Raw genomic sequence first — 22,538 nt, 5'->3', positions numbered from 1 at the left:
ACTGGATATGAATACCCGATTAACGGGATAGCGAGCGCTGCGTTAATTCTGCCTAATCAGCCCGACTGCCCATTCGGTGTTTCACCGTCGCGGCAGCGCCCATAATGACTGACGCTAAAAATTTTAATAAAGCACCCACTGCCAACGATTGGGGCAGCCGTCTTGGTTGCGCCGTAACTGAGGGATACGTCATGTTTCAAGCGAGTTGGTTGACCCGTTGTGTGCACACCGCCAGCCTGGCCGGCCTGTTTGCACCGATGCTGGCCCACGCCGATTTCATCAACGACAGCCAGCTGTCGCTGGGCTTGCGCAACTTTTATATCGACCGCGATTTCAAGGGTGAAAATCCGGCCCGCTCACGGGTCGGCAACTGGAGCCAGGGTTTTGACCTGCGCTTTATCTCGGGCTACACCGAAGGCCCGGTGCAGTTTGGCCTGGACGCCTCGGCCCAGTACGCCTATCGGCTCGACGGCGGTGGCGGCCGCGGCCCGGACGGCATCATTCCCTACAGCAAGAGCAAGCAGGAGCAGGCCACCGACTATGGGCGTGGCGGCTTTACCGCCAAGATGCGCTACTCCAAGACCGAGCTGAGGTTCGGTGAGCACCGGCCCACCTTGCCTGTGGCTTACCTCGACGATTCGCGGCAGTTGGTGACCACTTACCACGGCACGCTGATCGAGTCCAAGGAAGTGGATAAGCTGACCCTCACCGGCGGGCGCTTTACCGAGATCAGCGGGCGTGAGTCGTCCAACAGCGAAAAAATGTACCTGTTCAACGGCCCCGACGTGCAGCGGCGCAGCGATGGCCTGAACTTCGGTGGCGCCAGCTACGCGTTCACGCCCAACCTGACCGGCACCTACTTTTACGGGCAGCTCGAAGACATCTACCGCCAGCATTACCTGGGCGTGACCTACCTCAGTGACCTGGGTGACGGCTACAAGCTCAAGACCGACCTGCGTTATTTCAACAACAAGGAAGACGGCGATGCCCTGTACGGCCGCATCGATAACCGCTCCTACGGTGCCATGACCACCTTGCGCAAGGGCGCCCACGCCTTTGGCCTGGGCTACCAGCGCATGCTGGGCGACAGCGCTTTTCCGACCCTCAACGGTTATGCGCCGCAGCCTTACCTGGTGAACTGGTCGGCCATTGCCTTTATCAAGCCCAACGAGAAATCCTGGCAGGCGCGCTACGACTTTGATTTTGCCGGCGTGGGCGTGCCGGGCATGAAGTTGATGACCCGTTACATTCGTGGCAGTGACATCGACCGGGGGGCCTTAAGCGATAACAGCGAGTCGGAACGCAATATCTATCTGTCTTATGTGGTGCAGGACGGGCCGCTGAAGAACCTGGGCGTGGAACTACGCAACATCAACGTCAAGTTCCGCCACGGCAATGACTTTGACGAAAACCGACTGATTACGACCTACACCTGGAAATTCTGGTAAGTCGACACGTCTTGTAAGCGCGCTTCTAAAAATGCAGATTTTAGCGCAGCGCTTCAGGTAACACCGGCTGGGCAAGTAATACCCAGTGCGGTGCCCTCTCATGCGTGACAACTGTGCAAATAATGAACGGTTGCTCTTTTTTGCAGCGTGGTTCTGCTTTTAGTCCTGCGCGTGCAGTTTTCAGGTGGCGCAGGCTAGAGCGGTGGCGTGTAGACGGCTGTCCACTAATTAGGTAAATGTTATCCACATATTTCGCCGGCCGCCTTACGGGCGGGCGGCGGCATAAAGATTGCTCTTTCAAAACAAAGGCGTGCCGCCAGAGCGCGTCCATGAAACAGCCGTGGGTGCCCTGATGACGACAACAGCAGACGGACAGGTCCGGGATATCCGGATCGAAGGTTATGACCTCAAGGGTGCACGACAGTGGATGGCCGGCATTTGCGGGCCCCATTTGCTCGACACCCGTTACCCCAGCCGTATCCGGTTCCAGCACAGCGGCAACGTGCTCAAGTCGATGTCCACCACCCTGGGCGTTATTGCCTATGGCACGGATGTCACCATCGGCATCGAGGACGCCGAGCACCTCAACAGCTACAGCCTCAGCCTGCCATTGAGCGGTGCGCAGCACCTGAGCAAGCAGGGCTTTGAAGTCACCTCCGACCCCGATCACGCGATCATCATCTCGCCGCATGAAGGGCAGGCGCTGTCGATCGAAGGCGACTGCCGCAAGGTGCAAGTGGCCATTACCCGCGCCGCCATGCGCCACACCCTGGAAGACATGCTGCAGCGTTCGCTGGACACACCCTTGCGCTTCGAGCCGCTGATGGACGCCGTCAATGGCGCCTCGGCCTCGTGGTGGCGCATGGCGCGCTACTTTATCGGCGAACTGGAGCGCAGCCGCGAACTGTACGACCAGACGTTTTTCTCCCGCGACATCGAAAGCTCGCTGATCAAGGGCCTGATCCTGGCCCAGCCCAATAACTATTCCGAAGAGCTGCGCAGCGTCGTAGGCGTCAAGCTGCCGCATTACCTGGTGCGCGCCAAGCAATACATTCACGACCACGCTCGCGAAGCGTTGCACCTGGAGGACATCGAGGCCATGTCCGGGGTGTCGCGCTTCAAACTGTTCGAAGGCTTCAAGAAATACTTCGGCATGTCGCCCATGGCCTACCTGAAAAAATACCGCCTGAGCGCCGCCCGCCAGGAAATACTCGAAGACACCTCGTCGCGCAATATCTCGGTGATCGCCCTGGGCTGGGGCTTTACCCATCTGGGGCGCTTTTCCAGCGAATACCGCAAGCTGTTCAACGAAACCCCGAGCATGACCTTGCAGCGCAATCTGGCCCGTCTCGGGCGGTCGCAGTGATGATGGCCACGTCGATGGAGCCTGCGCTCAATGGCAGCGCAGCGCTTGACCTGTCGCGGTTGTGCCAGACCCCGGTGTTCACCAGCCATTCGCGCCAGGAAAGCCACCGGTTGCTGGCCCGTGAACTGGTCGAGCATGACCTGAGCTGGCGCAGCGGCCGTGTCGATACGGCGTTCTTTCGCGCCGAAGTCGGGCGCTGCCAGTTGTTCGTGCTGCGCTATGGCGCCGAGGTCGAAGTCCGGCCACGACCCTTTACCGATTTCGTGTTGATGCAGATGCCCCTGCGCGGCCGCGCCAGCATCGAATGCGACGGCCTGGCGCTGGAACTGGAAGAAGGGCAGGTGGCGGTGTTGTCGCCGAGCCGCCAGGCGCGTCTGGTCTGGCACAGCGGCTGCGAGCAACTGCTGCTCAAGGTGCCGCGCTCGCTGTTGCGCCTGACCCAGCAGCGGCTGGTGGACGAGGGCGGGCTGGCGGCGGATTTCAACCTGCCGGCTGCTTATTGCCTCGATAACACTCAGGTGCGTGGCTGGCTGCGGCGGGTGGACGAGTTGCTGGCGCAGCTCGACGACAGTGCCAGCCAGCCGCTGCATGGCCACTGGCTGCGGCACCTGGAAGAAAGCCTGCCGCTGTTTCTGCTTACCCACCCACCGCATGACGCACAAACGCCGCTGTCGGTGCTTGAGTCCCCGGCCCGGCGCCAGGCGCTGCGGCAGTTGCAGCGTATCGAAGGCTTGATGCGCAGCCGCCTGGGCGACGCCCTGTCGCTGGGTGAACTGGCCACGCAAGCCGGCATCAGCATGCGCAGCCTCAACACCCTGTGCCAGCGGGCCTACGCGCAAACGCCCATGGAGCGCTGGCGTAACCTGCGGCTGGAGGCGGTACGTGACTGTCTGCTGGAGCGACGTGAGCTGAGCGTCACGGAGGTGGCCATGGCCCACGGGTTTACCCATGGCGGGCGTTTTGCGCGCTATTACAAAGAGCGTTTTGGTGAATTGCCGCATCAGACGGCTGCAGGATGAGGTGCGGCTGATATTTTCGGCAGAGCTGTCTGCGTGGGGCTGAGTCCGGGCGTGAAACCAGAGCGACATTACACGCGTGAGGGGGGCTGTGCAGACTGCTAGAGAGGCTGCACTTGCAGGGCCTGTAAATCAGCTATCGGCCCCGAGTGTGTAAAAACGCTTAGCCAACTTGGCGTATGAGCCTTATGAGAAGGCATTGATTACGCATTCCATTGCCGAGTTTACTGATCCAGGCGTTGACGAAACCGAGGAACAGCAAAATCCAGAAACCGCCTCATTTTCAGGGGCATATGCCCAGGTGACATGTGGATCAGGTTGATAGGCGCCGCCGAAGGCTCGTATTTATCCAGCACAATCTCCAGCCGTCCCTCGCTGATCGCTTCCGCGACTTGGTAGTGCAACAACTGAACGACTCCAACTCCATCAATGGCGGCCTGCGCTGCTGCGTCAGCGGTCGTCACCGATAAGCGCGGGGTAATCCGCCTCGTTGATTCTGCCACGCCATGTTTTGAGTGTTGAAAAGGCACAGGGGCGTCAAATCGCACGGTTGGCAAGTTCTGCAGATCGGCGGGGCATTCAGGTCTTCCATAAGTGTCCAGCAGCCTGGGACTCGCGCACATTACAGTTCTCATGGCGCCTACCTGAGTGGCGATCATGCCGCTATCAGCGAGTGTTCCAATGCGCACAGCCATGTCCACGTGATCGTCAACGAGGTGAGCGTTGCGATCAGAAAGCAAGAGACGGATGTTGATTTCGGAAAACTCACCTAAAAACGCGTTGATGATCGGCAGGACATGCAGCCGGCCGAACATGATTGGCGCGGTCAGGACCAGTTCGCCTTTGGGGACAGTGAATTCTCCGGCAGCTTCGCGTTCGGCAACCTCCAGCTGCTCCAATATTCGGCGCGCCGCAGCCACATAAGCCACCCCGGCATCGGTCAACGAGAGCCTGCGCGTGGTTCGAATCAATAAACGGCTACCTATCAGCTTCTCTAGGTCAGAAATTTTCCTGCTGATGGTGGTAAGGGGGATATCGGCTAGCCGTCCGGCTGCCGTCAGGCTGCCAGCATCAATCGCAGCCACGAGCAGCTTCATTGCCTCAAATCTGTCCATTGAGTATTCCATTATCTGGTAGGGAGGTTGCCGATATTCTCGGATTATGTGGCTTGCTTGAAACAGGCAATATAGCTCTGTCAAGTGGGTGCGCCTGGCGCTTGATAAGCCATGAACTGACCGCCTGATAGACCCCTTATCTTTTTTTCAGCGTCCAAGGAGCTTGCATGAGCATTAACAATTTGTTGGCCGCCACTGCCCTCAGTGCAGCGCTCACCATCGCAGGCGTGGAAGCAGCTGAAATCAGCCCCCAAAGGGCAAGCGACGTCCAACATCATTTTGTAGAGGTACAAGGAGTCCGCATCTTCTATCGGGAAGCGGGCGATCCCTCGGCGCCCACCATCGTGTTGCTTCATGGATTCCCTACGTCATCATTCATGTATCGCGACTTGATTGAGAAGCTGGCGGACCGTTACCACGTGATTGCGCCTGACTTCCCGGGTTTTGGATTTTCGGACAGCCCTGATCGGGCGAAGTACTCATACACGTTCGACAACATCGCCAAAACCATGAATGGATTTACTGAAGCGCTGGCGCTGAATCGCTACGCTCTTGAAGTCTTCGACTACGGCGCGCCTGTAGGCTGGCGGATGGCCGTCGCACACCCCGATAGAATCACTGCAATCATTAGCCAAAACGGGAATGCTTACGTTGAGGGCCTCAGCGAGGGCTGGAACCCGATTCAACGTTACTGGAGCGCTCCCACTGCCGAGCATCGCAACGCATTGCGTGAGTTACTCAAACCAGAATCAATCAAGTGGCAATACACCCATGGCGTAGCGAACCCTGACAGTATCGCACCTGAAACGTACACCTTGGATGACGCGTTCGTCTCGCGACCAGGTAACGATGAAATCCAGCTTGACCTGTTCTTGGACTATGCCACCAACGTGAAGCGCTACCCCGAGTTCCAGGCGTATTTTCGTACCTATCAGCCGCCGATGCTGGCCGTCTGGGGAAAGAACGATCCGTTTTTTCTTCCCGCAGGAGCGCAAGCGTTCAAGCGTGATATTCCCAACGCTGAGGTGCATTTCTATGACACCGGGCACTTCGCACTGGAAACACATTTGAACGAGATCAGCGGCGAAATCCACCGTTTCCTAGACCGGAATCTGGTGCCGTAAAAATAAGCCTCATCGCACGTCTGCAACGGCGGGCGGTGTGCTTGCTGGTGCAGGTCTACGGCACCGCACTCAAGGCATGGGCGCAGGAGCAATTCGGCGGCTTCATCAGCGCGATCAAGTTCAAGCTGGACATTAAAAAGTCGAAAATCACAAGGGGGATCGCGCTCAGTGATGACCCTGGATGGAACATTCCTGCCGCACAAACAGTTCTGAGGACGCCCAAATGAGTGAAGAAAAACGTTTGCCATTACCGCCATTCACCCTCGACACCGCTATTGAGAAAGTCCGCGGGGCTGAGGATGGCTGGAACTCCCGAGACGCGGCTAAAGTCGCTCTGGCTTATACCCAGGACACGGCCTGGCGTAACCGTTGCGAATTCATCGAAGGTCGCGCTCAGGCTCAGGCATTTCTCGAACGAAAGTGGCGCAAGGAGTTGGACTACCGATTGATCAAGGAGCTATGGTCTTTTACCGATAACCGTATTGCCGTGCGCTACGCCTATGAATGGCACGACGATTCGGGCAACTGGTTCCGGTCGTACGGTAATGAGAACTGGGAGTTCGCCGCGAACGGGCTGATGCAACGGCGCTTTGCCTGTATCAATGACCTGCCGATTGCTGAATCCGATCGCAAGTACCATTGGCCTTTGGGGCGACGTCCGGACGACCATCCTGGCTTGAGTGAGCTTGGTCTTTAAGGCGCCCTTACCTTCGTTGATAGAGACGACCAACAGTTCCGTCGCCCTCAACAGACATGACAGGTTAAATGGGCGCTCACTCTGTCGCTGTGCGAGCTGACTGGCCTGATGCACAAGGGATGTCATCAGCGACTTCCATAGGGTACGTCTAAAAACTACCTGCGTTGCCATCGCTGCGTTAAAGACAGGGTCGTGCGTGAGTCTGGACGTGTGCGATCCTGGTCGGAATGCTCATTTACAACCCGTAAAGTCGAGCGCTATTCCGACTGTTCCTCTGTCTTGGTGGGTCATTCTCCGGGCGTTCATCATCGGCGTCTCGCGTTTTAAAGGTCTGGCAATGGTCTGTCAGGATTTATGGCGCGGTGACAGGAATCGGATAATTAAAGCGCTTTGACTTGATCATTCAGACATTGGCGTAGCGTCATATATGTTCGTGAACCAGCCGGCAGCGGTGGCCGGTGATAGAGGCAATCTGCTCCACCAGGCGCTGGTCGATGGACCCGTTCCAGAAACCGAAGGCGAGGTTGCCAAAGCCCCATTCGCACGTCAGGAACGTCCAGTCAACGATACCAGGGCTGGCATGGCAGGCAGGGCATTGCATGCAGTCGTCAGGCTCTGCTGAATACCAGGCTTCTACTGCGTCACTCCACGGCAGGTCATCGGGGCTGTGCGTGGCCTTGCAGATCGGGCATGCAAATCCCTGTATGCCGTTATCGCCGGTATGGAATACGCGCCGCTCGATAATGGTTTGCATCCCGCACTGCGCAGAACGATCCCCTGCCGGATGGGTCTCCCAGTTCGCGGCCATCATGCCACGACCGAGCAAGTCGTTCCCGACCCACGAGAGTGCTTCGGGGGCTGACGAGGAGACGACCTGTTGCGTCATGAGCCAGTCCCTGACCTTTTGCGCCAACGGTTTTGCCTCTTCCAGCGATGCATCCAGCACGACGATCCAATCGATATTGGCACTCATGGTCATTGCTCCGATAGGCGCAAATGAAATGTCTCGGCCTTGTAGGTATCCGAGCCATCTCGAACAGGGTGTATCCCCGAGCTTGCAGTTGACAGCCAGCGCGCATGAATGGACGAAATTATCCGGTTACCTGTCTCAAGGCCCACTGAAATTGAGTGGCAAGCCTCTTGCCGAAAAACATATGCAATCCAGAAAAGCCTATTGCACACTGGCACCCGAATCAGAAACAGGCAAACAGGTGTTATCCCAACGCTGAACTCTACACGTTCAGCGATGGTGCTGATGCCTGGCACGCTCTCGTTTCATGCCTGGTTCTCTGACACACTTTCCTGCCACTGCACGAGTAAGACAATGCTTCCCTCCAACAGCCGATGGCTATGGCTTTACTATCCGGTGAGCTGGATGACCGTATGTGTTGTGCTTGCGCACATCGCGTTTTTCAATTGGGCCCTGCTGACACCCAGGGAGGTCAGCGGCACCCTGTTCGGCGGCGCCATGGGCACCCAACTCTATCTTATTGGCTGGGGCGTTGCCATGATCGGCTTGATAGTGGCCATCTTGCTGCGGCTGTCGGGGTCGATCTTCGCCTGGATGGCCGCCGGGCTTATGCCACTCTGCATCGGCGGCTGGTGGCAACTGAACTACCCGGACGATGCCAACGGTAATCTGATTTTCAGCCCGGTACAGTCCGACATCACGGTTGCCATGCTGATCGGTGCAGCGATCCTCGCCAGCGGTTTGTATGCCTGTACAAGAGCCAAAACGGCGAACAAGAAAGCCTCACTTTCCGGGTTGAAACTGTTCGGAAAAATAGTGGTTGCGACCGCACTGAGTGGATTTTTTGTATCCATACCACTGGCGGTCCTGAAGCAGCAAGCACTGCCTGATTGCGCCGTCAACAAGCAAGGCCAGCAATTGACGGTCTGCCTGGATGCCGGGGACACACCTACGCTTGTGGAGTAGGCACGCGGGTAGTTGCGTGCGCAGCGGCGGGCGGTTGGGCGAGTAGGGCTTTTTCATCGAAACCCGTTGAAAACAGCCGGTCCAAGAGGAACCGGGCAGGCAGTCACGTAGAGTGGGTCACCAGACAATGGGTTTGTCGTCCCAGGCCCAGAACGTCCCGCTGTCAGCCGGTCCGTGCGCGCCTATCACCTCAATGATGCGTTGCGCCGAGAAAGCCGGTTCGAACAGTTGTCCCTCAGGCACGTTTGCCTGGAAGGGCTGAGACAACTCGGTGTCAGTCGTGCCAGGGTGTATGGCCAGCACCGTAGAGGCCTGGTTCAGGCGTTTCAATTCGATGCTGGCCGTGTGCAGCAACTGGTTGAGTGCCGCTTTGCTGGCGCGGTAGCTGTACCAGCCACCCAATCGGTTGTCGCCAATAGAGCCGACCCTCGCCGACAGCGCCGCGAAAGTAGACGGTTGTTTGCGTAATAACGGCAGCAGGTGTTTAAGCAGCAGGATGGGCGCAAAGGTGTTGGTCGCAAAGCTCGCTTGCAGGCTGGCAAGCGTCAGTTGCGCCAGGCCCTTTTCTGCTTTTGCGCCGTCTTGATGAAGAATGCCAAGCGCGCTGATGACCAGGTGCAGGTGCTCGCATCCTGCAAGCGTCTCGCTCACCAGCGCAGCAAGGGCTTGCTCATCGCGCGCGTCACAGTCGACTCGCTTGAGGCGTTGGCCATACTGCTCTGCCAGCGTTGCCAGCCCTGCGGAGGTGCTGGCTTGTCGCGCCACCGCCCATACCTGAGCCACATCATCGCGGGCCAGCAACGCTGCGCACAGTGCAAGGCCGATGCCGCGGCTGGCGCCGGCTATCAGCACGTGAGCCTCGCTGTTCAGTTCGGGTATCAGACGCATAAGGCACCTTGAGGAGCATGGTTGAAGTAGGTTTATGACTTCGCCACCAGGCATGGCGTTCAGGTGGCTAATTGACAAGCGCCGCCTATGTATCGCCCCTGCCGGCCTCATCGCCTGCAGAGCAGCCTCCCACAGGATTAACGACACCCTTGGATTTCAGCCAGATCAGACTGTGGGAGGCGGCTTGCCGGCGATGGCTATGGAACAGACGCAGCAGAGCCCCCTCCCACACGTCGGGTGTCAGTCCTGACGCTTACAGCGACTCACTGCTCGACCAGCGGCCCATCAGGGTGTTGGACGGCAGTTGCTCGTCCAGCAGCTTTTTCGCGGTTTCAGCGCCGGCCACCGGCAGGCCGGTCGGGTCGAGCAGGCCGATCTGCACCAGTACGCTGGCCTGGTCCCAGTAGATGTGCTCATGGCACAGCTTGTCGCCGCGGAACTTGATCACGCCCAGCATCGGGATTTCCACATACTTGCCGGTGGGCGCCACGTTGGGCAGCATCCAGTCGATTTCGCTGGTGTGGGTAAAGCACATCACGAATTCATCGACGATCTGTGACGCGCCGACGGTGCGCGAGATCGGCACCAGCTTCATGTCGGGCGGGTTGCCGTGGACGAAGTGGTGCTGGTAGAAGCGGCTCAGTTCGCGATAGCCCACGCCACCGGTCATGGTCGGGATGTGATTGACGTAGGGTTCGGCCACCATGGTGGCCATGGTCGCGGGCACGTCGCGTGCGGCAAATTCGTATTCGATGTGTTTTTCCCACAGGTCGGACAGGTTGAAGTGCGGGCCGATCTCCTGCTTGAGGGCGGCGATGCTGCGCTGATGAGCCATCAGCGCGGCGGGCTTGTCGTAGTGCATGCCGCCCTGGCGGGCAAAGGCATGGTCCACGCCTGGGTAGGTGTAGATCTCGACCTTGGCGCGCCCGGCCAGGCGCTCGCTGATGGCGGCGCGGGCATTGGCGTCGCAGTAGCTGTCCTGTTCGGCAAAGTGCAGCACCAGGCGGCCCTCGATGCTGTTGGCCTCATCGAGCATCTGCTCGATGCCCATGCCGTAGTAGCCTACGCTGCAGGCCGCGTTGGTGCGCGTGGCGGTCAGGTAGGCCAGCTTGCCACCCATGCAGAAGCCCACGTAGCCAAGACCGCTGCCTTCGACCTCAGGCAAGCCGCGCAAGGCGTCGAAACTGGTCGCGATGTCCTGAACCGCTTTGTCGACGTCCATGCGCTGGAACAGATCGATGGCGCGGGCGAAGTCGGCTTCGGTGTACCCCAGTTCGATGCCCGGCTCCAGGCGCCAGAACAGGTCCGGGACCAGCGCGACATAGCCTTCCTCGGCATAGAAGTCGGCCACCTGGCGCATGTTGGCGTTGATGCCGAAGATTTCCTGGCCGATGACGACGCCGGGACCCTTGCCGCTGGCGGGAACGGCCAGGTAACCGGCGAAGCTGCCGCTGCCGTCGCTGGCTTGAACGGTGATCATCTTGCCCATGTCGTGCTCCTCGTTATCGTTATTCATCAGGTTAAGCATCAAGTCGCGGCCTGGACGCTGTCGCGCAGGCGCTCGAACCATACACGCGGCGACAGGCCCTGGTCAGGCCCCAGGATCGAAAAGCCGCCGTCCACCGGAATGTCGACACCGGTGATCCATGACGCGCCGCTGCTGCACAGGAAGGCCACCACCTGGCCGATTTCCTCGCCGCGCCCGACCCGGCCCAGCGGATGGAAGGCCGCGCCGACGCGGTCTGCTACGGCGATGTCACCGCCGCTGAGGCCGGCGACCGTCGGTGACCAGGTCCAGGCCGGCGACACGCTTACCACGCGGATGCCGGTCGGCGCCAGCGTCACGGCCAGGTTGCGGGTCAATTGCAGCATGGCGGCCTTGGAGGCCGGATACAGGGCACGGCCGGCAGCGCCGAACTTGCCACCGGTGCTGCCGATATTGATCACGGTGCCGCCCTGGCTCATGTGCGGCGTGGCTTTCTGTACGAAGATCGCCGCCGACACCAGGTTGACGTTCAGCGTGCGCAGCCACTGGGCGCGGTCCGACAGCAGGCCCTGGTCTTCATAGATGCAAGCGTTGTTGACCAGGATGTCGAGCCGGCCGAAGGCGCTGAGGGTGGCTGTGATGCAGCGCTCGATATCGTCGTCCTGCTCGACATCACAGGCCACGAACCGGCAGTGCTCGCCCAGCTCATGAGCCAGCGCGGTGCCGGTGTCGTGGCTGCGGCCGACCAGCATCACGCGGGCTCCGGCCTGCAGCAACTGGCGGGCAATGTCGGTGCCCAGGCCTTGGGTGCTGCCGGTGACGATGGCCACCTGGCCTTGCAGGCAAGCCGAAGGAATTGAAGTCATAGATCATTCTCCAGAAGGCCGGGCACATCGCTGATTGTGGCAATCAGGCGCATGCACTCCAGGCTGGCCAGGTGCGTGGCCGGTTGCGCGGCGGCGCAGGCATCGGCCACCACGGTGACCTCGAAGCCGCAATCGACTGCATGGCGCACCGTGCTTTCCACCACCGAATGGGTGGCGACGCCGGCAATCAGCAGGTGCCGCGCTTCCAGCTGGCGCAGCAGGGTTTCCAGCGGCGTGCCGTAGAACGCATTGATGCGCGTATGGGTGACAACAAACTCCAGCGGGCCGGGCTGCGGCTGCAAGGCGTCGTGGAACTGCGCGCCCCAGGTGCCGTCCTGCACCGCGCCGCTGGCGGCCACGGCGCGCAGGATCGGTGCGTTCTGTACCAGGTCGGCGTAGTCGGGGCGGTAGGCCACGCGCACATGGATGATCGGCCAGCCGCGTGCGCGGGCGCCCTGCTGCAAGGCCACGGCGCTGGCGATCACCGCTGTGCGCGCCGGGTCGTCGGCCGCCAGACCCACACGGATGCGCCCGTCCGGGTGCAGCACGTCGTTCTGGTAGTGCAGGGCGATCACCGTCGGGCGGCGCATCAGACGAACACCTCAAGGTTGGCGAACACGTCGTTGCAGTTGATCAGGTCGACGCGCTTGAGCTGGATCTTCCACTGGCCATCATCCTGGGTGGCCAGCTTCCAGGTGTAGCGCCCGGCCAGCTGGCGCTGGTCGAGGCGCCATTCGCTGACCTGAAAGGTCGCGCTGACCACCAGCAGCCCCTGGCGGTCGAGCCCTTCTACCATTACGTTGCCGACCAGGTGCGCGGTGCGGGTCACCGGTTGCTGTGACCAGTTGCGTACGTTCTCGACCCGGCGGATGCGCACCTCGCGCAGCATACGGTTTTCCCAGAACAGCGAAATATGCTCGAACGGATCGGCCTGGCCGTGCTGTTGCGGCACCCAGTACATGCCGGTGTCGGTGAACAACCGGTCCCATTCCCAGAAGCGGCGCTCATCAAGCAGCCGGGCTTCCTGGTACAGGAACTGTTCAAGCTGGCGCAGGGTGTCGGTCGGCACCTGGGCCGGGGTCAGGTCGTGGGTCGAGACATCAAAGGTGCGATCAAGCAGCATGGGTGCTCTCCTTGGCGATCACGGTGGCGCTCATGTAGTGCTTCCAGGCCGCGAACTGATTGCGCATCGGCAGCTCGCTGGTGCCGTTGGTCGATACCGCGCCATCGGGCAGCGTCTGATCGGTGCCGGCGTAGCGGTGCATGCTGATCCACTCGCCGCCGCGGGTCATGTTGCCTTCCTGGCAGCGGGCATAGACTTCCACGTCATCGGGCATGACGTTGGAGGAGGGCGAGTTGATGACGTTGGCGTAGGTCAGGGCCCGGTCGAACACCGCATCCGGCGCACCCTTGCAGCGAAACGTCTGGATCTCGACCAGGGTGCGGTCCACCGCGATAGGGCGGATGACCCGGAACTGCATGAACACGGTGTGCGGCGAGCCGCTGCCGTAGATCACGGTGTTGTGGCGGTTCATGCCCATGATGGCGCGGGCGCGCTCTTCGCCGTACGCCTGGGTCAGGCACTCGAAATGCGCGCGCGAGACCTCATCGCGCTCGGCTGCCGCCGGGTCGAAGATCGCCTCCATGTAGCCGTGGCCGTTGTGGTAGGCGCGCAGTTCGAGCTTTTCCCAGAAGTCGTAGGGCTCGCCATTGCCGTCCATGATCAGCAGTTCAAAAGGCATTTCGCCCAGTGCCTGCGCTTCGTCGCGGGCGGCATCGACCGAGGATTCATGGGTGACGCGGGCATGCATGGTGTCATGCAGGTTTTCGTAGAACACCTTCCAGTTGGAGCGCTGCATGACCTTGAACACGCCGCCGGCCACTTCCACTTCACCCACCGGCGAGCGGTCGCACAGGTTGTCGATGGAGGTGATCACGCCGCCGAGAAACGCCTTGAGGTCCGGGCCGTGGTCGATCTGGCTGGCAAACACGAAGCCGCGGTAGCTGTCGACCCGCGCCAGGCTGACCATGGAGAAATCCGGGTGTTTCGGGTTGAAGCAGGTGCCCTCGAAACCGTTCTTGAGCGGGGCCGAGAGGTGCTGGCCGTCGAGCTTGAAAGTCCAGGCGTGATACGGGCAGCGGAAGAACTTGCCGACGTTGCCGTCGCCTTCGGCCACCAGCTTGGCGCCCTTGTGCGGGCAGCGGTTGTAGAGCACGTTGACGCCTTTGTCGGCGCCGCGCACCAGGATCACATCCTGATCGCCGATGCGCGTGGTGTGGTAGTCGCCCGGGTTCTTGACCTGGCTTTCGTGACCGACGTAGATCCACGCCTGGCCATAGATGCGCTGCATTTCCAGTTCGAAAAGCTGAGGGTCGGTGTACACGCTCTTGTGCACGCTGTCGTCGCGGACCAGGGCCGCAATCTGTTCGTTGCTGGGAATCATGAGGGTTCCTTATCTAACGGCCATACACAGATGCGGGACAGGCCCACACCCCACAAGTCAGGTTACAAATCGAGCACCAGCCGGGTGCTGCTGGCACGCGACACACAGGTGCAGAAACTGCCATCGGCCCGTTCACGGGCGGACAGGCAGATGTCGCGATGTTCCACTTCGCCTTCGAGCACCTGCGCCACGCACACCCCGCAGTCACCACGCCGGCAGTCGAACATCGGGTCCAGGTCGGCGGCGATCATGGCGTCCAGCACGGTCGTGCCGGCCGGCACCTGCAAGGTCACGCCGCTGGCGCGCAACTCCACCTCGAAGCCGGTTTCAGCCTCGGCCTCCAGTGCGCCGATAAACAGCTCGCTGTGCACCTGCTCATCGTCCCAGCCGGCCTCGCGGGCGGCCTGCAAGACGCTGGTGATCAGCGCCTTGGGGCCGCAGACATAGAGATGGCGCCCGTGTGCAGGTGCGTCCAGCAGCGTGGCCAATGGCAGGCGCCGCGCCGGGTCGCCGCCGCTGATCCAGCACTGCGCGGTGCCCAGCGCCCGCACTTCGTCGAGGTACGCCATGCGGGCCGGTTCACGGCCGGCGTAGTGCAGGGTAAAAGGCCGGTTGTGGCTCGACAGGGCGCGGGCCATGCCCAGGATGGGGGTGATGCCGATGCCGCCGGCAATCAGCAGGCAGTCCTGGGCCTGTTCGTGCAGCGGAAAATGGTTTTTCGGTGCCCGCACGGTGACCGGCTGGCCGGCTTCGACGCCATGAATCCAGCGCGAACCGCCACTGCTGCGGTCTTCCAGTTGCACCGCGATTTCGTAGTGCCGGCCATCGGGCAGATTGACCAGCGAATAGGCGCGCCACAGCGGCTTGTCACCCGGAATCTGCACCTCGATGTGTGCACCCGGCGTGAAGGCCGGAAGAGGGTGCCCGGCGGCATCGACCAGAATCAGACGGCGGACGGTGGCGGTAAGCGGCTCGATCCGCTCGATGCGCAGAGACAGGCTGGACATGCACGATTCCTGAGTGGGGCGGCGGGTCGCCGTTGAAGTCGTGCCTACTGTACGGAGCAGCCAGGGATGCAAAAAAGCCGATACCGGCAAATCGATAGCCGTATCTTGCGTAAATGCACAGGCCGGATCAGCCGGTCTGAAACAGCGAACTGTCAGCCCTCTTGTGCGTCCACCTTCCTGACCGCCTTCGGTCTTTGTCTATCGAGTGATTCAGAGGAGGTGCCTCGATGAAAGCGTCATCACTGTTCCTGAGCCTGTGCTGCGCCGTGCTGCTGCAGGGCTGTTTCGACAATTCCGGCAACGAAACCAAGAACAACACCGACGGCAGCCAGTCATCGGTGCAGATGCAGCAGAAGGACGGGGCGAAACCCGATAAATAGGCCGTGCCTATGGCTTGCGTGCACGGCGCACTGCACGCGAGCCACGGCAACGACGTCCGAGGCATGAGCATCCTTTATGATTGATGAGCACAGATCATCCATGAACTGACGAACCATCGTTTGTACCCGCCCCCGGCCTGACGTCCAATCCATCGCAAACAACCACAACCACTCGCACCCGATGCGAGCTGCGATGGAGCCGCCCCAGCCATGACCCCGACGTCCTCCTTGTTGATTCTTGGCGCCTCAATTCTGCTGATCGTGGTCTTGATCAGTAAATGGCGCATTCATCCGTTCCTGGCGTTGCTGGCGGCCAGTCTGCTGGTCGGGATCGGCACGGGCATGACGCCGACCGCCATCCTTTCGGCGTTCGAGAAGGGCGTGGGCAGTACGCTGGGCTTTCTGGCCGGCATCATCGGCCTGGGCAGCATCCTGGGCAAACTGCTTGAGGAGTCCGGCGGTGCCAAGCGCATCGCCACCACACTCTTGCAACGGATGGGTGAGAAAAATGCCGCCTGGGCCATGATGCTGGTGGGCTTTATTGCCGGCATCCCGGTATTTTTCGAGGTGGGTTTCGTGCTGCTGATCCCCTTGATCTATGTGGTCGCCCGTCAGACCGGGCTGAACCTGCTGTACCTTGGGGTGCCGTTGGCGACCTCGCTGATGGTGGTGCACTGCATCCTGCCGCCGCACCCGGCGGCCACCGCCATTACCGGCATGCTCGGGGCCGATATCGGCAAGGTGATTCTCTACGGGCTGATCGTCGGCCTGCCCACGGCAATGATTGCCGGCCCCTTGTGGGTTAAGTTCACCTGCTGCCGTGAGGCGCCTGCAAGCCAGGCATCATTTCTGGCGGCGCGCACTGAGGCAGTCCAGCACAAGCAGCAGGCGCCAGGTTTCGGCATCGCGATGGCGACCATCCTGTTACCCCTGGTGCTGATGGTAGGTAAAACCCTGGCGGTGCCCTTTTTTGCCCAGGGTTCGATGGCTCTTGAGTGGATCGCCTTCATTGGCAACCCGCTGGTTGCGCTGGCCCTGTCGATCTGCTTCGGCTACTGGTCGCTGGGCCTGCGCCGTGGCTTGAGCATGAGCGATTTGCTCAGCCTGACCAACCGGTGCTTTCCGCCCCTGGCCGGTATCCTGCTGGTCATCGGTGCCGGCGGTGCATTCAATGACATGCTGGTCGGCAGCGGCATCGGCAAGACACTGGCCGATGTGCTGGGACAATCGCCGATCAACCCGATCATTCTGGCGTGGCTGATCGCCAGCCTCATGCACTTTGCCGTCGGCTCTGCCACGGTGGCCATGATCAGCACGGCCGGCATGGTACTGCCGGTCATGGCGCTGCGCCCCGAGTACAGTCCCGAGATCCTGGTCATTGCCATTGGCGCCGGCGCCATTGGCTGGACGCACGTGACCGACTCTGCCTTCTGGGTGGTCAAGGAGTACCTGGGGCTTTCGTTGTCAGAGGCGCTCAGGCATTTCACCGGGGCCACGGTACTGGCTTCGTTTACCGCGCTGTTGTTCACGCTGGCACTCTCGCAGATGATCTGATGGTCGCTGCGCCTCTTCATACTGGAAAACCATAAGGCGGCCTCATGATTCATGGCAAATCGCTGGACGAATGGTGCACACGTCACCCGCTTATCAAACAACTCGTCGCGCTTGAGCAAGTTACCTGGTTCAACCCGGCGATTGCGCCGGCGGCTGTCGCCCTGGCGGATGTCGGTCTGACCCGTGCAGACGTCAGGGACGCCAGCGAGCGCCTGCGCCGCTTCGCGCCTTACCTGGCGCTGGTGTTTCCCGACACGGCGGCCCTGCACGGCATCATCGAGTCGGGTATCCAGCCGCTGCCGCACCTGCAGCAACGGCTGGCACAAGAGGCGGACCTGCCGGCCGCTGGCGCGCTATGGCTGAAGAAGGATAGCGAACTGCCGGTGTCGGGCTCGATCAAGGCCCGCGGTGGCATTCACGAAGTACTCAAGCACGCTGAGGACCTGGCTGTAGAGGCCGGATTGATCACTCTGGAGGATAATTACGAGGTGCTGTCCGGTGATCTGGCGCGCGCGTTCTTCAGCCACTACAAGATTGCCGTCGGCTCCACAGGCAATCTGGGCCTGTCCATCGGCATCATGAGCGCCATGCTGGGCTTTCAGGCCACCGTGCATATGTCATCCGATGCCCGGCAATGGAAAAAGGACAAGCTGCGAGCCTGCGGTGTGACCGTGGTGGAATACGCGTCCGACTACAGCGTCGCGGTCGAGCAGGGGCGTCTGCAAGCCCGGGACGATCCGGCGTGCTACTTCGTCGACGACGAGAACTCGCCCCATCTGTTTCTGGGCTATGCGGTGGCTGCCGAACGGCTGGTGATACAGTTCAAGCACGCTGGGGTGATCGTCGATGCCGACCACCCGTTGTTTGTGTATTTGCCCTGTGGCGTGGGAGGCGGGCCAGGCGGTGTTGCCTTCGGCTTGAAGCTGGTCTTTGGCGATGCGGTGCATTGTATCTTTGCCGAGCCGACCCATTCGCCCTGCATGCTGTTGGGCGTGCATACCGGGCTGCACGATCAGGTGAATGTGCAGGCATTTGGCATCGATAACGTCACCGCCGCTGACGGCCTGGCGGTGGGGCGTCCGTCGGGCTTTGTGGGGCGGGCGATGCAACGGCTTGTCGACGGTTACTGCACCGTGAACGATGAAGAATTGTATCGCCTGGTGTTTCTGGCCCATGAACTTGAGCAGGTCAGACTGGAGCCCTCGGCATTGGCAGGGGCTCCGGGTTACACCCGCGTTCTGGGCGATACGGCGTATTTGCAGCGCCTTGGCCTGTCGGCAGCGCATCTGAACAATGCCACGCACCTGATCTGGGGCACCGGTGGCAGCATGGTGCCAGCCACCGAGTTTGCCATTTACCTGGCCAGGGGCCAGGCCTTGCAAGCGGCCCATGATCTGGCAACCTCCAGCCCGGACACTGCCGCTGATTAGAAAAGGAGCAAGACGATGACCGCATCCGGGCCCAGGCCGCCAAAGCTGGGCGGCACCCATCTGGCTAATTTGCACACGTTTCTGGTCGCCGCCCGTCATCTCAGTTTCACGCGGGCCGCCGACGAGTTGTGCCTGACCGCCAGTGCCGTCAGCCATCGCATGGCCCGGCTGGAGGATGAACTGAAGCTCAAGCTGTTCCATCGCCTGGCCAGAAAGGTCGAATTGACTGACGATGGCGAACGTATTTTCCAGGCCATGCAACTCACGATGGACACATTGTCTGAAGCGGTGCAGGAGCGTGCCCACGCCCAACTGCAAGGGCAATTGTGCCTGTATGCCCGGCCGTCGATCGCGCAGTGCTGGCTGGTGCCTCGACTGGGCGACTTCATGGCCCGCTATCCGGGTATTCAACTGGATGTGCGCGTGGGCAATGAGCCGGTGGATTACCGGACCCGGCGCATTGACCTTGCCCTGTGCTATTCGAACGGCGAGCATCCGGGCTTGCGCAGTCGGCGGCTCATGCCGGAGCGGATCGCCCCGGTGTGCAGCCCGGACTACGCCAGGGCCCATGACCTGACAGGCCAGCCCGCCCGGCTGTCGCACTGCACGGTGCTGCACGATGTCGCGGCCTGGGACAACATTGCGTTCGATACCGAATGGCGCCTCTGGCTGCAGGCCGCCGGCCAGAACCTCGAACTGCCCGAGCGCTTCATGACCTTTGACCGTTCCGATCTGAGCACGCTGGCGGCCATCAACCAGGCCGGCGTGGCCATGGGGCGTGAACAGTTGGTGCGCAAGCGCGTGCAGGATGGCGAACTGGTGCTGCCGTTCGGTGGATTCCAAGGGGTGATGAACTATGGCTATTACCTCGTCCATCCGGCGCATGAAGCCATGCCCAAAAGACTGCAGGTCCTGATCGACTGGCTCATCGAGCAGGCCGACAACTGAAAGACTGCGTGTACAGCCCACCATGCCGGGGGCGTTCCATACGTTCGACTGGCAAAACGAATGAACTTTGGCGGTGCAAAATTCTTCCATTACAGAAGAATCGCGCAGTCTTCAGGCATTTGCCCGATGCCTGCTCACTGCAACCTGTCGCCAGAGCCGCCCATGACCCAGCCAGCCGAACATCGCGCCACACTTACCGGACCGTCCTTGCGCCGCGCCATCACCGGCCCGATGTTGTTCCTGTTCATCCTGGGGGATGTGCTCGGTGCCGGCGTGTATGCGCTGGCCGGCACCATCGCCGGCGAGGTGGGCGGTGCCATCTGGGTGCCACTGCTGGTGGCGCTGTTCTTCGCCATGCTCACCGCAGGGTCCTACGCCGAGTTGGTCACCAAGTACCCCCATGCCGGGGCGGCTTCTGTGTTTGCCGAAAAAGCCTTCAAGTCGCCCTTGATTTCCTTTCTGGTGGGCTTTTGCATGCTGGCGGCGGCCGTGACCAGTGCAGCGGGGCTGTCCCTGGCCTTTGCCGGTGATTACCTGGCGGCGTTCGTCGACGTGCCGGCGCCGCTGGCGGCGATGGTATTCCTGATGGTGATCGCGCTGCTCAATGCGCGCGGCATCAAGGAGTCGCTGGGCGCCAACATGGTCATGACCGTGATCGAGGTGTCCGGCCTGCTGTTGGTAGTGGTCGCGGCGGCCTGGTTCTTGCGGTCGGGCGAGGCCAATCTTGCCCGCGCGGTCGAGTTCAAGCCGGGCGTCAATCCGATGCTGGCCGTATTGGGCGCAGCGTTGCTGGCGTTCTACTCGTTTGTCGGCTTTGAGACCTCGGCCAACCTGGCCGAGGAAATCCGGGATGTACGTAAGGTTTACCCGCGTGCCTTGTTCGCGGCGCTGGTGGCGGCGGGTATCGTCTATATGGCGGTGGGCGTGGCGGCCTCGGCGGTGCTGCCCATGGAGCAACTGGTGGCGACTTCGGCACCGCTGCTTGAGGTGGTCAAGGCGTCGGGCCTGGACATCCCGCCCAGGGTGTTTGCCTTCATTGCTCTGGTGGCGGTGGCCAATGGCGCGCTGCTGACCATGATCATGGCCAGCCGGCTGACCTATGGCATGGCCTGTCTGGGCCTGTTGCCGCAGCCTTTGGCAAACGTGCTGGCCAAGCGCCGCACGCCCTGGGTGGCAATCGTCGCCACAACCCTGGTGGCCATTGTCCTGACCCAGACCGGCACGCTGGCAGCCCTGGCCGAAACCGTGGTGCTGCTGTTGCTGTTCGTGTTTCTCAGCACCAACCTGGCGGTGCTGGTGCTGCGCCGCGACCCGGTGGGCGAGGCGCATTTTCGCGTGCCGACGTGGGTGCCGGTGCTGGCGATCGTGTCGTGCCTGGTGTTGCTCAGCCAGCAAAGCCTCGATACCTGGCTGCGCGGGGGTGGGCTGATGCTGCTGGGCGCCGTGCTGTATGCCTGCAACCGGATGGCGACACCCCTGGCCAAAGCCGATTGAGGGCAGGGGCGATCAGACTGAAATCATTGACCTGGAGGAGAGTTGCCCCATGAGCGAAACCGATCTTGAAATGGAACTCAAGGCCTGGCGCCTGCTGCTTGAAGACGACGTCTATCGTCTGGAATTTCCCGAGGACTATCACAACACCCTGATTGCACGCGCCAATGAATTGCGCACGCGTGAGTGGATCAGCCAGGAGGACTGGCAGTTGCTCAAGACCGCGGCCGATCAGGCATATGCCTTCACGACCGAGAGGCTGGCGCGCAACCAGCGTGACTGCCTCAAGATCAGTTCGCTGCACTTGCCGACCCTGCCCTGAGCGCAAAAAAAGATGCCGGGCACCTCACGGGCAGCCCGGCATCAAAGACCTTGCTTCAAGGTTTCAGTGCGCCAGCATGTTGTGGTGAATGCTGTTCATGATCCACAGCGACAGCCCCACCAGCAACGCAATGATCACCACGGTAAACACCAGCGCAATCAGGTTCCAGCGCTGCTCCGAGGCCGTGTCCAGATGCAGGAAGAACTTCAGGTGGGCAAAGATCTGCACCGCGCCGAACGCGACCACCACCCACACGGTCACGTTGCGTGGCAGCGCCGGGTACATGACCAGGGCGAAGGGGATAAGGGTCAGGAGCACCGACAGGATGAACCCGACGTGGTACGAGCGGCGGCTGCCATGACGGCTGCCAGCGCTGCTGTGAACCGGACTTTGTCTGTACATGTCATGCCACTCCCAACAGGTAAACGACGGTAAATACGCAGATCCAGACGACATCGAGGAAATGCCAGAACAGGCTCAGGCAACTGAGCCGGGTGGCATTGGTGCTGGTCAGCCCGCGCTGCTTGACCTGCGCCATCACCACGAGCATCCAGATCAGCCCGGTGAATACGTGGGCACCGTGGGTGCCGACCAGGGTAAAGAATGCGGTCAGGAAGGCGCTGCGGTCCGGGCCGTAGCCCTCGACGATCAGATGATGGAATTCATTGATCTCCATGACGATAAAGCCGCACCCCAGCAGGAACGTCACCCCCAGCCAGCGCAACACGCCTGCCTTGGATCCGTGGTTCATCGCCAGCATGGCGTAGCCGTAGGTAATGCTGCTCAACAGCAGCAGCATGGTCTCGGCCAGCACGTAGGGCAGCTCGAAGATATCGATGGTCGAGGGCCCGCCGGCCACGCTGTCGCGCAGCACCGCATAGCCGGCAAACAGGGTGGCGAACAGGATGCAGTCGGTCATCAGGTAGACCCAGAAGCCGAACACGCTCATGGACCCTGCGTCCTCATGACCCTGTTCATGGTTGTGGGCGATGTCTTTTTCCATCACGAGATTGGACATGG

The 22,538-nt window shown here is 61.1% G+C and carries 23 protein-coding genes and 1 pseudogene; 13 read left to right on the top strand and 11 right to left on the bottom strand.

Features of this window, described 5'->3' with window-relative positions; genetic code table 11:
- The first annotated feature begins 191 nt into the window (after nt 1-191).
- The 3 genes from ASF84_RS06845 to ASF84_RS06835 all read left to right on the top strand — a co-directional run bounded on the left by ASF84_RS06845 (nt 192) and on the right by ASF84_RS06835 (nt 3,833).
- On the top strand, nt 192-1,448 hold the full coding sequence (locus tag ASF84_RS06845; RefSeq protein ID WP_056836573.1) for an OprD family porin: 1,257 nt from the start codon (nt 192-194) through the stop codon (nt 1,446-1,448).
- A gap of 352 nt (nt 1,449-1,800) precedes the next feature.
- Entirely contained in the window at nt 1,801-2,814 is a 1,014-nt protein-coding gene (locus ASF84_RS06840; protein ID WP_177339454.1) for an AraC family transcriptional regulator, read from the top strand.
- The gene (locus ASF84_RS06835) at nt 2,814-3,833 is read left to right on the top strand and encodes an AraC family transcriptional regulator (RefSeq protein WP_177339453.1); all 1,020 of its coding nucleotides are present in this window, start codon (nt 2,814-2,816) and stop codon (nt 3,831-3,833) included. Before ASF84_RS06840 ends, ASF84_RS06835 begins: the two co-directional genes overlap by 1 nt.
- A 221-nt stretch (nt 3,834-4,054) precedes the next feature.
- On the opposite strand, the gene ASF84_RS06830 is transcribed toward ASF84_RS06835, so the two are convergent.
- Nucleotides 4,055-4,945, bottom strand: coding sequence for a LysR family transcriptional regulator (locus tag ASF84_RS06830; RefSeq protein ID WP_056836568.1), 891 nt, complete (start codon nt 4,943-4,945; stop codon nt 4,055-4,057).
- Between the two features lie 167 nt (nt 4,946-5,112).
- On the opposite strand from ASF84_RS06830, the gene ASF84_RS06825 reads away from it, so the two are divergent.
- The 3 genes and pseudogenes from ASF84_RS06825 (at nt 5,113) to ASF84_RS06815 (ending at nt 6,766) form a co-directional block, all read left to right on the top strand.
- Nucleotides 5,113-6,069 (top strand): alpha/beta fold hydrolase, encoded by a 957-nt coding sequence (locus tag ASF84_RS06825; protein WP_082481401.1) that lies wholly within the window; start codon nt 5,113-5,115, stop codon nt 6,067-6,069.
- Between the two features lie 44 nt (nt 6,070-6,113).
- Nucleotides 6,114-6,282: pseudogene (locus ASF84_RS06820) on the top strand (cyanase); the annotation flags it as partial.
- Nucleotides 6,283-6,292: 10 nt separating this feature from the next.
- Nucleotides 6,293-6,766, top strand: a complete 474-nt coding sequence (locus tag ASF84_RS06815; RefSeq protein ID WP_056836564.1) for a nuclear transport factor 2 family protein — start codon at nt 6,293-6,295, stop codon at nt 6,764-6,766.
- 421 nt (nt 6,767-7,187) lie between these two features.
- On the opposite strand, the gene ASF84_RS06810 is transcribed toward ASF84_RS06815, so the two are convergent.
- Nucleotides 7,188-7,739 (bottom strand): serine/threonine protein kinase, encoded by a 552-nt coding sequence (locus tag ASF84_RS06810; protein ID WP_156684166.1) that lies wholly within the window; start codon nt 7,737-7,739, stop codon nt 7,188-7,190.
- A gap of 351 nt (nt 7,740-8,090) precedes the next feature.
- Between ASF84_RS06810 and ASF84_RS06805 the strand changes: the two genes are divergently transcribed.
- Nucleotides 8,091-8,702 carry a hypothetical protein gene (locus ASF84_RS06805; RefSeq protein WP_056836558.1) on the top strand — a complete coding sequence of 204 codons (612 nt, stop codon included), beginning with the start codon at nt 8,091-8,093 and terminating at the stop codon, nt 8,700-8,702.
- Between the two features lie 117 nt (nt 8,703-8,819).
- On the opposite strand, the gene ASF84_RS06800 is transcribed toward ASF84_RS06805, so the two are convergent.
- The 7 genes from ASF84_RS06800 to ASF84_RS06770 all read right to left on the bottom strand — a co-directional run bounded on the left by ASF84_RS06800 (nt 8,820) and on the right by ASF84_RS06770 (nt 15,393).
- The gene (locus ASF84_RS06800; RefSeq protein ID WP_056836556.1) at nt 8,820-9,590 is read right to left on the bottom strand and encodes an SDR family NAD(P)-dependent oxidoreductase; all 771 of its coding nucleotides are present in this window, start codon (nt 9,588-9,590) and stop codon (nt 8,820-8,822) included.
- Nucleotides 9,591-9,843: 253 nt separating this feature from the next.
- Nucleotides 9,844-11,079: a dienelactone hydrolase family protein gene (locus ASF84_RS06795; RefSeq protein WP_056836678.1), complete on the bottom strand. Its 1,236-nt coding sequence runs from the start codon at nt 11,077-11,079 to the stop codon at nt 9,844-9,846.
- 38 nt (nt 11,080-11,117) lie between these two features.
- Nucleotides 11,118-11,942, bottom strand: coding sequence for an SDR family oxidoreductase (locus ASF84_RS06790; protein WP_056836554.1), 825 nt, complete (start codon nt 11,940-11,942; stop codon nt 11,118-11,120).
- Nucleotides 11,939-12,532, bottom strand: a complete 594-nt coding sequence (locus tag ASF84_RS06785) for a cysteine hydrolase family protein (RefSeq protein ID WP_056836552.1) — start codon at nt 12,530-12,532, stop codon at nt 11,939-11,941. Before ASF84_RS06785 ends, ASF84_RS06790 begins: the two co-directional genes overlap by 4 nt.
- Nucleotides 12,532-13,065: an aromatic-ring-hydroxylating dioxygenase subunit beta gene (locus ASF84_RS06780; protein ID WP_056836550.1), complete on the bottom strand. Its 534-nt coding sequence runs from the start codon at nt 13,063-13,065 to the stop codon at nt 12,532-12,534. The genes ASF84_RS06785 and ASF84_RS06780 overlap by 1 nt, the downstream gene beginning before the upstream one ends.
- The gene (locus ASF84_RS06775) at nt 13,055-14,386 is read right to left on the bottom strand and encodes an aromatic ring-hydroxylating dioxygenase subunit alpha (RefSeq protein ID WP_056836548.1); all 1,332 of its coding nucleotides are present in this window, start codon (nt 14,384-14,386) and stop codon (nt 13,055-13,057) included. Before ASF84_RS06775 ends, ASF84_RS06780 begins: the two co-directional genes overlap by 11 nt.
- 62 nt (nt 14,387-14,448) lie before the next feature.
- Nucleotides 14,449-15,393 (bottom strand): PDR/VanB family oxidoreductase, encoded by a 945-nt coding sequence (locus ASF84_RS06770; RefSeq protein ID WP_056836546.1) that lies wholly within the window; start codon nt 15,391-15,393, stop codon nt 14,449-14,451.
- A gap of 227 nt (nt 15,394-15,620) precedes the next feature.
- Between ASF84_RS06770 and ASF84_RS29450 the strand changes: the two genes are divergently transcribed.
- The 6 genes from ASF84_RS29450 (at nt 15,621) to ASF84_RS06745 (ending at nt 21,518) form a co-directional block, all read left to right on the top strand.
- Nucleotides 15,621-15,773: a hypothetical protein gene (locus ASF84_RS29450; protein WP_164708410.1), complete on the top strand. Its 153-nt coding sequence runs from the start codon at nt 15,621-15,623 to the stop codon at nt 15,771-15,773.
- Between the two features lie 210 nt (nt 15,774-15,983).
- Nucleotides 15,984-17,327: a GntT/GntP/DsdX family permease gene (locus tag ASF84_RS06765; RefSeq protein ID WP_056836544.1), complete on the top strand. Its 1,344-nt coding sequence runs from the start codon at nt 15,984-15,986 to the stop codon at nt 17,325-17,327.
- Nucleotides 17,328-17,371: 44 nt separating this feature from the next.
- Nucleotides 17,372-18,757, top strand: coding sequence for a D-serine ammonia-lyase (locus tag ASF84_RS06760; RefSeq protein ID WP_056836541.1), 1,386 nt, complete (start codon nt 17,372-17,374; stop codon nt 18,755-18,757).
- A 15-nt stretch (nt 18,758-18,772) separates the two neighbouring features.
- Nucleotides 18,773-19,705 carry a DNA-binding transcriptional regulator DsdC gene (dsdC, locus tag ASF84_RS06755; RefSeq protein WP_056836539.1) on the top strand — a complete coding sequence of 311 codons (933 nt, stop codon included), beginning with the start codon at nt 18,773-18,775 and terminating at the stop codon, nt 19,703-19,705.
- A 162-nt stretch (nt 19,706-19,867) separates the two neighbouring features.
- Nucleotides 19,868-21,199, top strand: coding sequence for an APC family permease (locus ASF84_RS06750; protein ID WP_056836677.1), 1,332 nt, complete (start codon nt 19,868-19,870; stop codon nt 21,197-21,199).
- A 49-nt stretch (nt 21,200-21,248) separates the two neighbouring features.
- Entirely contained in the window at nt 21,249-21,518 is a 270-nt protein-coding gene (locus ASF84_RS06745; protein WP_056836537.1) for a hypothetical protein, read from the top strand.
- A 63-nt stretch (nt 21,519-21,581) separates the two neighbouring features.
- Here ASF84_RS06745 and cyoD read toward each other — a convergent pair whose 3' ends face one another.
- Together cyoD and cyoC are read right to left on the bottom strand one after the other, a co-directional pair.
- Entirely contained in the window at nt 21,582-21,920 is a 339-nt protein-coding gene (gene cyoD, locus ASF84_RS06740) for a cytochrome o ubiquinol oxidase subunit IV (protein WP_056836535.1), read from the bottom strand.
- A gap of 1 nt (nt 21,921) precedes the next feature.
- On the bottom strand, nt 21,922-22,536 hold the full coding sequence (cyoC, locus tag ASF84_RS06735; protein ID WP_056836534.1) for a cytochrome o ubiquinol oxidase subunit III: 615 nt from the start codon (nt 22,534-22,536) through the stop codon (nt 21,922-21,924).
- Between the last annotated feature and the right edge of the window lie 2 nt (nt 22,537-22,538).

The sequence above is a fragment of the Pseudomonas sp. Leaf127 genome (assembly GCF_001423155.1).
Lineage (GTDB): Bacteria > Pseudomonadota > Gammaproteobacteria > Pseudomonadales > Pseudomonadaceae > Aquipseudomonas > Aquipseudomonas ovata.
Note: the sequence above shows the minus strand (reverse complement) of the source record. Positions and strands in the feature narration are given on the sequence as shown.

What these genes read in the sequence shown, in the direction of transcription:
- ASF84_RS06805 (WP_056836558.1), top strand. Translation starts at nt 8,091, where the DNA reads ATGCTTCCCTCCAACAGCCGATGGCTATGGCTTTACTATCCGGTGAGC.
- ASF84_RS06815 (WP_056836564.1), top strand. Translation starts at nt 6,293, where the DNA reads ATGAGTGAAGAAAAACGTTTGCCATTACCGCCATTCACCCTCGACACC.
- ASF84_RS06845 (WP_056836573.1), top strand. Translation starts at nt 192, where the DNA reads ATGTTTCAAGCGAGTTGGTTGACCCGTTGTGTGCACACCGCCAGCCTG.
- ASF84_RS06780 (WP_056836550.1), bottom strand. Translation starts at nt 13,065, where the DNA reads ATGCTGCTTGATCGCACCTTTGATGTCTCGACCCACGACCTGACCCCG.
- ASF84_RS29450 (WP_164708410.1), top strand. Translation starts at nt 15,621, where the DNA reads ATGAAAGCGTCATCACTGTTCCTGAGCCTGTGCTGCGCCGTGCTGCTG.
- ASF84_RS06790 (WP_056836554.1), bottom strand. Translation starts at nt 11,942, where the DNA reads ATGACTTCAATTCCTTCGGCTTGCCTGCAAGGCCAGGTGGCCATCGTC.
- cyoD (WP_056836535.1), bottom strand. Translation starts at nt 21,920, where the DNA reads ATGTACAGACAAAGTCCGGTTCACAGCAGCGCTGGCAGCCGTCATGGC.
- ASF84_RS06750 (WP_056836677.1), top strand. Translation starts at nt 19,868, where the DNA reads ATGACCCAGCCAGCCGAACATCGCGCCACACTTACCGGACCGTCCTTG.
- ASF84_RS06840 (WP_177339454.1), top strand. Translation starts at nt 1,801, where the DNA reads ATGACGACAACAGCAGACGGACAGGTCCGGGATATCCGGATCGAAGGT.
- ASF84_RS06785 (WP_056836552.1), bottom strand. Translation starts at nt 12,532, where the DNA reads ATGCGCCGCCCGACGGTGATCGCCCTGCACTACCAGAACGACGTGCTG.
- cyoC (WP_056836534.1), bottom strand. Translation starts at nt 22,536, where the DNA reads ATGTCCAATCTCGTGATGGAAAAAGACATCGCCCACAACCATGAACAG.
- ASF84_RS06835 (WP_177339453.1), top strand. Translation starts at nt 2,814, where the DNA reads ATGATGGCCACGTCGATGGAGCCTGCGCTCAATGGCAGCGCAGCGCTT.
- ASF84_RS06800 (WP_056836556.1), bottom strand. Translation starts at nt 9,590, where the DNA reads ATGCGTCTGATACCCGAACTGAACAGCGAGGCTCACGTGCTGATAGCC.
- ASF84_RS06830 (WP_056836568.1), bottom strand. Translation starts at nt 4,945, where the DNA reads ATGGACAGATTTGAGGCAATGAAGCTGCTCGTGGCTGCGATTGATGCT.
- ASF84_RS06810 (WP_156684166.1), bottom strand. Translation starts at nt 7,739, where the DNA reads ATGAGTGCCAATATCGATTGGATCGTCGTGCTGGATGCATCGCTGGAA.
- ASF84_RS06765 (WP_056836544.1), top strand. Translation starts at nt 15,984, where the DNA reads ATGACCCCGACGTCCTCCTTGTTGATTCTTGGCGCCTCAATTCTGCTG.
- ASF84_RS06825 (WP_082481401.1), top strand. Translation starts at nt 5,113, where the DNA reads ATGAGCATTAACAATTTGTTGGCCGCCACTGCCCTCAGTGCAGCGCTC.
- ASF84_RS06760 (WP_056836541.1), top strand. Translation starts at nt 17,372, where the DNA reads ATGATTCATGGCAAATCGCTGGACGAATGGTGCACACGTCACCCGCTT.
- ASF84_RS06795 (WP_056836678.1), bottom strand. Translation starts at nt 11,079, where the DNA reads ATGGGCAAGATGATCACCGTTCAAGCCAGCGACGGCAGCGGCAGCTTC.
- ASF84_RS06775 (WP_056836548.1), bottom strand. Translation starts at nt 14,386, where the DNA reads ATGATTCCCAGCAACGAACAGATTGCGGCCCTGGTCCGCGACGACAGC.
- ASF84_RS06770 (WP_056836546.1), bottom strand. Translation starts at nt 15,393, where the DNA reads ATGTCCAGCCTGTCTCTGCGCATCGAGCGGATCGAGCCGCTTACCGCC.
- dsdC (WP_056836539.1), top strand. Translation starts at nt 18,773, where the DNA reads ATGACCGCATCCGGGCCCAGGCCGCCAAAGCTGGGCGGCACCCATCTG.
- ASF84_RS06745 (WP_056836537.1), top strand. Translation starts at nt 21,249, where the DNA reads ATGAGCGAAACCGATCTTGAAATGGAACTCAAGGCCTGGCGCCTGCTG.